Raw genomic sequence first — 9,254 nt, forward strand, 5'->3', positions numbered from 1 at the left:
AATGGCCGCCTTGCTTTCGCCTGCTTAGTTATGAGCCGCCCATGACCTCCGTATCGCCCAATGCCCAGCTCGACTGGGACGCAGAAGGTCGCCCGCATTCGCGGGTGTTCGACGACGTATATTTCTCCGACCAATCGGGCCTGGAAGAAACCCGCTACGTGTTTCTGGAACAGAACCGCCTGCGCGAACGCTTCGCCGCCCTCAAACCGGGGGAGCGCCTGGTCATCGGTGAAACCGGCTTCGGCACCGGCTTGAATTTTCTCTGCACCTGGCAGTTGTTCGAGCAGCACGCCTGCGCCGACGCGCGCATGCACTTTATCAGCGTGGAAAAATACCCCCTCACCCACGCCGACCTGCAACGCGCCCTTGCCCTCTGGCCGCAGCTGCAACCGTTCGCCGCGCGTTTGCTGGCGCAGTACCACGCCATCCATCCCGGTTTTCAACGACTGCTGCTGGACAGCGGCCGCGTGACCTTGACCCTGCTGATCGGCGATGCCATGGAGCAATTGCCGCAACTGGACGCCCAGGTCGACGCGTGGTTTCTCGACGGGTTCGCCCCGGCCAAGAACCCCGACATGTGGACCGCCGAGCTGTTCGCCGAACTGGCGCGGCTGGCGGCCCCTGGCTCGACCATCAGCACCTTCACCAGCACCGGCTGGGTGCGACGCTTGATCAATGCCGCCGGGTTCAAGATGAAACGCACGCCAGGTATCGGGCATAAATGGGAGATCCTGCGCGGCGAGTTTCTCGGCTGGCCGGCCGACACAGCGGCGCCAGCACCGATCAAACCCTGGTTCGCGCGCCCCGCGCCGGTCCACGGCGAACGCAGCGCGTTGGTGATCGGCGGCGGCCTGGCCGGTTGCACCACCGCCGCCAGCCTCGCCGCGCGCGGTTGGCGCGTGCAATTGCTGGAGCGCCACGCGGGCCTGGCCGAGGAAGCCTCGGGCAATCCCCAGGGTGTGCTGTACCTCAAGTTATCGGCCCACGGCACCGCGTTGTCGCAGTTGATCCTCAGCGGGTTCGGCCACACCCGGCGCCTGCTCGAACACCTGCACCGTAGCGTCGACTGGGACGGCTGCGGCGTACTGCAACTGGCCTTCAACGCCAAGGAAGCCGAACGCCAGGCCCAACTGGCAGCGGCGTTCAGCCCGACGTTGCTGCATGTATTGGACCCGGCCCAGGCCCAGGCCCGGGCCGGGGTGGCATTGGAACACGGTGGGTTGTTTTTCCCCGAAGGCGGCTGGGTCCACCCGCCGGCGCTGTGCGAATGGCAGGCGCGGCACCCGTTGATCGAGGTGTTACAACACCGTGACGTGCTGGCGCTGCAACAGGTCCAAGGCCAGTGGCAGGCCCTCGACGGCGACACCGTATTGGCCAGCGCCAGCGTGGTGGTGCTGGCCGGCGCCGCCGAAATCAAGCGTTTCCCGGCCAGCGCCGAACTGCCGCTCAAACGCATTCGCGGGCAAATCACCCGCTTGCCGCAGACCGTCGCCAGCCAAGCCCTGGCCACCGTGGTCTGCGCCGAGGGCTACGTGGCTCCACCGCGTTTGGGCGAGCACACCCTGGGAGCCAGCTTCGATTTCAAGAGCGACGACCTGGCGCCGACGCAGGCCGAACACCTGGGCAACCTGGACATGCTGCGGGAGATCTCCGAAGACCTCACGCAGCGCCTGCACGCCGACCAACTGCCCGTCGAACAGCTGCAAGGCCGCGCCGCGTTCCGTTGCACCAGCCCCGACTACCTGCCGATCGTCGGGCCACTGGCCGAGCGCGACGCGTTCGACCAGGCCTACGCCGCCCTGCGCAAGGATGCACGCCAGATCCCCGCCACTGCCTGCCCGTGGCTCGACGGTCTGTACATCAACAGCGGCCATGGCTCGCGCGGTTTGGTCACGGCGCCGCTGTGCGCGGAACTGCTGGCGGCCTGGCTGGATAACGAACCGTTGCCACTGCCGCGCAGCGTGGCCGAAGCCTGCCATCCGAACCGTTTCGCCTTGCGCACGCTGATTCGCGGCAGCGGCGCGTCATAACCCCAGCCACCCTGAGCTGCCACCCCCACCGCGCGGCCAATCAAGGCCGCGTGGGCCGACAAGGCCCATTGCCTTATAACGTATTGTTCTAAAACTCCCACAATCTGCTCGGGTCAGTCTCTGGGTACCCGCCGTTTTGGCGCGCGGTACTTCTATCCCTCCCCAACGGAAAAACCGGTAAGGAATTTATGTGCGGATTAGCTGGTGAGTTACGTTTCGATGCCCAACCTGCCGACCTGGCTGCGGTTGAGCGCATCACCCATCATTTGGCGCCACGCGGCCCTGACGCGTGGGGCTTCCATGCCCAAGGGCCGATTGCCCTGGGCCATCGCCGCCTGAAAATCATGGACCTGTCGGATGGCTCCGCCCAGCCGATGGTCGACGCTCAACTCGGGCTGTCCCTGGCATTCAACGGCGCGATCTATAACTTTCCGGAGCTGCGCGAGGAACTTGAAGCCCTCGGCTACGCGTTCTATTCCGGCGGCGACACCGAAGTGCTGCTCAAGGGCTATCACGCCTGGGGCGAAGCCCTGCTGCCAAAGCTCAATGGCATGTTTGCCTTCGCCATCTGGGAGCGCGACGCGCAGCGGCTGTTTATCGCCCGCGACCGCCTTGGCGTGAAGCCGTTGTACCTGTCGCGCACCGGCCAGCGCCTGCGCTTTGCCTCGGCATTGCCGGCGCTGCTCAAGGGCGGCGATATCAACCCAATCCTCGATCCGGTGGCGCTCAATCACTACCTGAATTTCCACGCGGTGGTACCAGCGCCGCGCACCTTGCTGGCGGGCATCGAGAAGCTGCCTCCGGCCAGTTGGATGCGCATCGACGCCCAGGGCAACATCGAGCAGAAAACCTGGTGGACCCTGCCCTACGGTCCCCATGACGATGAGCAACACCTGACCCTGCAAGACTGGACCGACCGTGTGCTCGACAGCACCCGCGAAGCCGTGGCGATCCGCCAACGTGCCGCGGTGGATGTGGGCGTGCTGCTGTCCGGTGGTGTGGATTCGAGCATGCTCGTGGGGCTGTTGCGTGAAGTCGGCGTGCAGGACCTGTCGACATTTTCCATCGGTTTTGAAGATGCCGGCGGCGAGCGCGGCGACGAGTTCCAGTATTCGGACCTGATCGCCAAGCATTACGGCACGCGCCATCACCAATTGCGCATTGCCGAAAGCGAAATCATTGAGCAATTGCCTGCGGCGTTCCGCGCCATGAGCGAGCCGATGGTCAGCCACGACTGCATCGCGTTCTACCTGCTGTCGCGAGAAGTTGCCAAGCACTGCAAGGTGGTGCAGAGCGGCCAGGGCGCCGACGAATTGTTCGCCGGTTACCACTGGTATCCGCAGGTCGATGGCGCCAGCGATCCGTACGCAGCCTATCGCGAAGCTTTTTTCGACCGCAGCTACGACGACTATGCGGCCACCGTCGCGCCCAAGTGGCTGACCGCCAACGACGCTGCCGGCGATTTTGTGCGCGAGCATTTTGCGATGCCGGGCGCCGATGCCGCAGTGGACAAGGCCCTGCGCCTGGACAGCACGGTGATGCTGGTGGACGACCCAGTCAAACGCGTCGACAACATGACCATGGCCTGGGGCCTGGAAGCGCGCACGCCCTTCCTCGACTACCGCCTGGTGGAACTCTCGGCCCGTGTGCCAGGTAAGTTCAAACTGCCCGATGGCGGCAAGCAAGTGCTGAAAGAAGCCGCGCGCCGAGTGATCCCCAGCGAAGTCATCGACCGCAAGAAGGGCTACTTCCCCGTGCCCGGCCTCAAGCACTTGCAGGGCGACACCTTGAATTGGGTCCGCGAACTGCTGCTGGACCCGAGTCAAGACCGCGGCCTGTTCAACCCGGCCATGCTCGATCGTCTGCTGACCGACCCTCAAGGCCAATTGACCCCGCTGCGCGGCTCCAAACTGTGGCAACTGGCGGCGCTGAACCTGTGGCTCAGCGAACAAGGAATCTGATTGATGAAACCTCACGCCGCGGCTTACAGCCAACGTTTGCTGAAGGGCCAGACGCCGACCTATGAGCGCCTGCAAGCCCGTCTGGCCGAAGATGGCAGCCCCCTGGCCGCCGAGCCGATTGCCGTGCACTGCGGCTGGGGCCGCTTATTGATCGGTCACACCTTCCCAGACCCGTCCAGCCTGGCCCAGGAACTGCTCAAGGAGCAGCCGGGCGAGCGCGATATCGCGCTGTATGTGGCCGCGCCCCAGCAGATTCTGGGGATCGACCCGCAGCAATTATTCCTCGACCCGTCCGACACCTTGCGTCTGTGGTTCAGCGATTACCGCCCGGCCACTCGTGTGTTTCGCGGGTTTCGTATTCGTCGCGTACAGAGCGAGGCCGATTGGCAGGCGGTCAACCGTTTGTATCAAGGCCGCGGCATGTTGCCGGTGGACGCTGAACGCCTCACCCCGCGTCATCAGGGCGGCCCGGTCTACTGGCTGGCTGAAGATGAAGACAGCGGCGCGGTGATCGGCAGTGTGATGGGCCTGAATCATCAAAAAGCCTTCCACGACCCTGAAAACGGTTGCAGCCTCTGGTGCCTGGCGGTCGACCCGCAGTGCACCCGCCCCGGCGTGGGCGAAGTGCTGGTGCGCCACTTGGTCGAACACTTTATGAGCCGTGGCCTGAGCTACCTTGACCTGTCGGTGCTGCACGATAACCGCCAGGCCAAGAACCTCTACGCCAAGCTGGGTTTTCGCGCGCTGACCACGTTTGCGATCAAGCGCAAGAACGGCATCAACCAGCCGCTGTTTCTCGGCCCCGGTCCGCAAGCGGAGTTCAACCCCTATGCGCGGATCATCGTCGAAGAGGCCCATCGCCGCGGCATCGATGTGCAGGTGGACGATGCCGACGCGGGCCTCTTCACCCTCAGCCACGGCGGGCGCCGCGTGCGCTGCCGCGAGTCGCTGAGCGACCTGACCAGCGCCATCAGCATGACCCTGTGCCAGGACAAGAGTCTGACCCACAAAGCCTTCAAGGCGGCCGGGTTGAATGTGCCGTCCCAGCAGTTGGCGGGCAGCGCCGACGACAATCTGGAATTTCTCGACGAACATCAGCGCGTCGTGGTCAAGCCCCTCGACGGCGAGCAAGGCCAGGGCGTGGCCGTGGATCTGCAAACCATCGAAGAGGTGCAGCAGGCCATCGAGGCGGCGCGGCAGTTCGACAGTCGTGTGCTGTTGGAGAGCTTCCACGAGGGCTTGGACCTGCGCATTCTGGTGATCGGCTTCGAAGTGGTCGCCGCCGCGATCCGGCGCCCTGCTGAAGTCACCGGCGATGGTCAGCATTCCATCGGCGCGCTGATCGAAGCCCAGAGCCGACGCCGCCAGGCCGCCACCGACGGCGAAAGCAAGATCCCATTGGACGCCGAAACCGAGCGTACCCTCGCCGCCGCCGGCTATGACTACAGCAGCATCCTGCCACGCGGCAAAACCCTGGCTGTGCGTCGCACCGCCAACCTGCACACCGGCGGTTGCCTGGAGGACGTCACCGCGATCCTGCACCCCACGCTGGTGGACGCCGCCGTGCGCGCCGCCCGGGCCCTGGACATCCCCATGGTCGGCCTGGACCTGATGGTGCACGCCGCCGATCAACCCGAGTACGTGTTTATCGAAGCCAACGAACGGGCCGGCTTGGCCAACCACGAGCCGCAGCCAACGGCGGAAAAATTCGTGGATCTGTTATTTCCCCATAGCCAGCCCAGCGCTCTATAGCCGCTGGCGCACTGGCTTTCTGTGGTGACGGCCTGCTCGGTTGAGCAGGCGTGTCGGGCAAGTCAGCCCACTCCACCACCGTGTTAAATCATCAGGAGTTCTTATGACCCGAACCATTCCCGAACCGGATCTCAACTACCTGCAAAAAGTCCTGCTGGAAATGCTCGCCATTCCCAGCCCTACCGGTTTTACCGACACCATCGTGCGGTATGTGGCCGAGCGTCTGGAAGAACTGGGCATTCCGTTTGAAATGACCCGGCGCGGCACCATTCGCGCCACCCTCAAAGGTCAGAAAAACAGCCCGGACCGCGCAGTGTCGGCGCACTTGGACACCATCGGCGCCGCCGTGCGCGCGATCAAGGACAACGGCCGCCTGACCCTGGCGCCGGTGGGCTGCTGGTCGAGCCGCTTTGCCGAAGGCAGCCGCGTCAGCCTGTTCACCGACAACGGCGTGATCCGCGGCAGCGTGTTGCCCCTGATGGCCTCCGGGCACGCATTCAATACCGCCGTGGATGAGATGCCAGTGAGCTGGGACCACGTCGAACTGCGCCTGGACGCCTACTGTGCGACCCGTGCCGACTGCGATTCACTGGGCATCAGCGTAGGTGACTACGTGGCATTCGACCCGTTGCCCGAGTTCACCGAGAGCGGACATATCAGCGCCCGTCATTTGGATGACAAAGCCGGCGTCGCCGCCCTCCTCGCCGCCCTCAAGGCGATTGTCGATAGCGGCGAACCGTTGCTGATCGACTGTCACCCGCTGTTCACCATCACTGAGGAAACCGGCAGTGGTGCGGCGGCGGCGCTGCCGTGGGATGTGAGTGAATTCGTGGGTATCGACATCGCGCCGGTCGCCCCCGGTCAGCACTCCAGCGAACATGCGGTGAGCGTGGCCATGCAGGATTCCGGCGGGCCCTACGACTACCACCTGTCCCGGCACCTGCTGCGTCTGGCGGCGGATAACGAACTGCCGGTGCGCCGCGACCTGTTCCGCTATTACTTCAGCGATGCCCATTCGGCAGTGACCGCCGGCCACGATATCCGCACCGCGTTGCTGGCATTCGGCTGCGATGCCACCCACGGCTACGAACGCACCCATATCGACAGCCTTGCCGCCCTGAGTCGCCTGCTGGGTGCGTATATCCTCAGCCCGCCGGTATTCGCCAGCGATGCGCAACCGGCCCAGGGCTCACTGGACCGCTTCAGTCATCAGATCGAGCACGAAACGCAAATGGAGAGCGACACGCGAGTGCCGTCGGTGGACAGCCTGGTGGGGCAAAAGTCCTGACACTGGCAACTGGGGTCCCGGCGCAGTAGGATCGCCGGGATCCAACACCTGAGGCTTGTATGCTGATTCCCTACGATGCACTTGAAGTCGATACCCTGACGCGCCTTATCGAAGACTTCGTCACCCGCGATGGCACCGACAACGGTGACGACACGCCCCTGGAAACCCGTGTACTGCGTGTGCGCCAGGCGCTGACCAAGGGCCAGGCCCTGATCGTGTTCGACCCTGAGAGCGAACAGTGCCAACTGATGCTCAAGCACGACGTGCCCAAGCATCTGTTCGATTGACGGAGGTTATTCAGGGGTTGGGGACTGCCGCCGGGTGTGTGGCGGCAGCTTGGCGTTTGCGGATTTTCTGATGCACCTCGGCGCGATGAACATTCACCCCGGCCGGTGCGTGGATGCCGAACTTCACTTGGTTACCGTTCAATTCGACGATGTGCAGGGCGATTTCATCGCCGATGGCAATGCTTTCGCCTACAGCGCGGCTTAAAACCAGCATGGCGGTTGTCCTTTTTAGAATGACAGGACCCCGACCATGCTCGCCCGATGTAGAAGCATCAATGCCCTGCCACTAAAACAGGCAGGACCTACATCAACTGGTAATTTAGCTGACAGACTAAGTGAAAGATGCAGAGGGTTTTCCCCGCTTTCATAAATCCAAACGCTGACGCATAACCCATCGGGGGCAAGCCCCCTCCCACAGTTGGACGTGTTCACAGTTCAAAAGGTGGGAGGGGGCTTGCCCCCGCTATGGCTACAGGTAGCTGCACATCTTCGGTGAAAACTTACCCTGAGAATTGAGGTTCTTGTGGTGAGTTCAGCTTTTGGTCGCCTGTGCTTTGGCGCGCATTTTGTCGGCCATACTGGTCATCTCATCGTAGAGCAGCTGCGGATTCTTCTGCTTCAACGCCCACGCCATCCGCCCTTGCTCGTGGGGCAGAATCATGAATTCTCCCTCAGCCACACGCTGGTAGATGTAATCGGCAATATCCGCCGCCGAAATCGGCGAACTCTCCAGCAACTTACCGACCTGCGCTTTCATGGCCGGCGTCGGGCCTCGGAACGAGTCCAACAGGTTGGTCTGGAAGAACGATGGGCAGACCACATGCACACCGACCTCCTGCTGCTTGAGTTCCACCAGCAGACTCTCGGACAGCGCCACCACACCGGCCTTGGCCACGTTGTAGTTGCTCATGGCCGGGCCCTGCATCAGTGCCGCCATGGAAGCGATGTTGATGATGCGCCCCTTGCTCTTCTCCAACAGCGGCAGGAACGCCTTGCAACCCTTGACCACCCCCATCAGGTTGATTGCGATCTGCCAGTCCCAGTCTTCCAGCGACAACTCGGCGAAGAACCCACCGGAAGCCACCCCGGCGTTGTTGACGATCACATCGATGCCTCCCAGCTTGACCTCGCAAGCCTGGGCGAACGCGGTGAGCTGGCTGTAGTCGCGCACATCGCAACGCTGCACGAAACCATCGCCGCCGGCTTCGCGTACCTGCTTGAGGGTTTCCTGCAGGCCGGGCTCGCTGACATCCGACAAGGCCAACTGCCAGCCCTCGCGTGCCCAGCGCAGCGCGATTTCGCGACCCAGGCCGGAGCCGGCACCAGTGATCATCATGCGATTTTGCATAAGAAGTAGCCTTGTGGTTCACAGTAGAAGTGATCGGCAGTGTAGCGAAGGTTTCCACGCGCCCCACGCACCATCAGAGTGATGAATGCCCCAGGCAAACCCGCGGCCGGGTCAGATGCCTCAGCTCTCTCTAAGTTCAATCTTTTTCAACTAAGCAGGGTTTTAGCCACGTATTTAAAAGAAATAACCAGGTTATCGAAATGCTTTAAAAAAACAGGGAATTTTCTGTGAAGCACTACAGTCGGAGTTGTTAAGGCGCCCGTAACTAAGAGTACGGTCCTACCGTTAAATAACCTGTCCTTGCATAAGGCCTATAAGGAAATAAAACCATGAGCCTCATTCTCATCATCATCCTGATTCTGTTGCTAGTCGGCGGTCTTCCGGTGTTCCCGCACTCGCGTAACTGGGGTTATGGCCCGTCGGGTATTCTCGGCGTGGTACTGGTCGTACTGCTGGTGCTGTTGTTGCTCGGCAAAATATAAAACCGCGGTAAAAAAAGAGGCCCTCAAGAGGGTAATGCCAGTCAGTTAAGCCTTCTCGCTTGACCTTTGGCCGCAAGAAATCAAAATCCGATGCCTATACTGGCAT

8 protein-coding genes are annotated in these 9,254 nt (G+C 62.5%); 6 read left to right on the forward strand and 2 right to left on the reverse strand.

All coding sequences use genetic code 11. The features are described 5' to 3' along the window. Positions 1-41 precede the first annotated feature (41 nt). The 5 genes from mnmC (at position 42) to ACFZPT_RS23665 (ending at position 7,318) form a co-directional block, all read left to right on the forward strand. On the forward strand, positions 42-2,030 hold the full coding sequence (gene mnmC, locus ACFZPT_RS23645; RefSeq protein ID WP_034114633.1) for a bifunctional tRNA (5-methylaminomethyl-2-thiouridine)(34)-methyltransferase MnmD/FAD-dependent 5-carboxymethylaminomethyl-2-thiouridine(34) oxidoreductase MnmC: 1,989 nt from the start codon (positions 42-44) through the stop codon (positions 2,028-2,030). Between the two features lie 188 nt (positions 2,031-2,218). After that, positions 2,219-3,991, forward strand: a complete 1,773-nt coding sequence (locus tag ACFZPT_RS23650) for an N-acetylglutaminylglutamine amidotransferase (RefSeq protein ID WP_034114634.1) — start codon at positions 2,219-2,221, stop codon at positions 3,989-3,991. 3 nt (positions 3,992-3,994) lie between these two features. Then, entirely contained in the window at positions 3,995-5,743 is a 1,749-nt protein-coding gene (gene ngg, locus ACFZPT_RS23655) for an N-acetylglutaminylglutamine synthetase (protein ID WP_034114636.1), read from the forward strand. A 103-nt stretch (positions 5,744-5,846) separates the two neighbouring features. Next, the gene (locus ACFZPT_RS23660) at positions 5,847-7,031 is read left to right on the forward strand and encodes an osmoprotectant NAGGN system M42 family peptidase (protein ID WP_034099320.1); all 1,185 of its coding nucleotides are present in this window, start codon (positions 5,847-5,849) and stop codon (positions 7,029-7,031) included. Between the two features lie 59 nt (positions 7,032-7,090). Then, complete coding sequence (locus ACFZPT_RS23665; RefSeq protein WP_003192759.1) at positions 7,091-7,318, forward strand: YheU family protein; 228 nt, start codon at positions 7,091-7,093, stop codon at positions 7,316-7,318. A 10-nt stretch (positions 7,319-7,328) separates the two neighbouring features. Here the strand turns inward: ACFZPT_RS23665 and csrA are convergent, their stop codons facing one another. Together csrA and ACFZPT_RS23675 are read right to left on the reverse strand one after the other, a co-directional pair. After that, positions 7,329-7,532 carry a carbon storage regulator CsrA gene (gene csrA, locus ACFZPT_RS23670; RefSeq protein ID WP_034099321.1) on the reverse strand — a complete coding sequence of 68 codons (204 nt, stop codon included), beginning with the start codon at positions 7,530-7,532 and terminating at the stop codon, positions 7,329-7,331. Between the two features lie 318 nt (positions 7,533-7,850). After that, entirely contained in the window at positions 7,851-8,666 is an 816-nt protein-coding gene (locus ACFZPT_RS23675; RefSeq protein WP_034099322.1) for an SDR family oxidoreductase, read from the reverse strand. A gap of 329 nt (positions 8,667-8,995) precedes the next feature. On the opposite strand from ACFZPT_RS23675, the gene ACFZPT_RS23680 reads away from it, so the two are divergent. Beyond that, entirely contained in the window at positions 8,996-9,148 is a 153-nt protein-coding gene (locus ACFZPT_RS23680; protein WP_003192767.1) for a DUF3309 family protein, read from the forward strand. Positions 9,149-9,254: the final 106 nt, after the last annotated feature.

The organism is Pseudomonas sp. MD330_10 (genome assembly GCF_042610415.1).
Classification (GTDB): domain Bacteria; phylum Pseudomonadota; class Gammaproteobacteria; order Pseudomonadales; family Pseudomonadaceae; genus Aquipseudomonas; species Aquipseudomonas rhodesiae.

What these genes read in the sequence shown, in the direction of transcription:
- ACFZPT_RS23660 (WP_034099320.1), top strand. Translation starts at nt 5,847, where the DNA reads ATGACCCGAACCATTCCCGAACCGGATCTCAACTACCTGCAAAAAGTC.
- ngg (WP_034114636.1), top strand. Translation starts at nt 3,995, where the DNA reads ATGAAACCTCACGCCGCGGCTTACAGCCAACGTTTGCTGAAGGGCCAG.
- ACFZPT_RS23650 (WP_034114634.1), top strand. Translation starts at nt 2,219, where the DNA reads ATGTGCGGATTAGCTGGTGAGTTACGTTTCGATGCCCAACCTGCCGAC.
- mnmC (WP_034114633.1), top strand. Translation starts at nt 42, where the DNA reads ATGACCTCCGTATCGCCCAATGCCCAGCTCGACTGGGACGCAGAAGGT.
- ACFZPT_RS23680 (WP_003192767.1), top strand. Translation starts at nt 8,996, where the DNA reads ATGAGCCTCATTCTCATCATCATCCTGATTCTGTTGCTAGTCGGCGGT.
- csrA (WP_034099321.1), bottom strand. Translation starts at nt 7,532, where the DNA reads ATGCTGGTTTTAAGCCGCGCTGTAGGCGAAAGCATTGCCATCGGCGAT.
- ACFZPT_RS23675 (WP_034099322.1), bottom strand. Translation starts at nt 8,666, where the DNA reads ATGCAAAATCGCATGATGATCACTGGTGCCGGCTCCGGCCTGGGTCGC.
- ACFZPT_RS23665 (WP_003192759.1), top strand. Translation starts at nt 7,091, where the DNA reads ATGCTGATTCCCTACGATGCACTTGAAGTCGATACCCTGACGCGCCTT.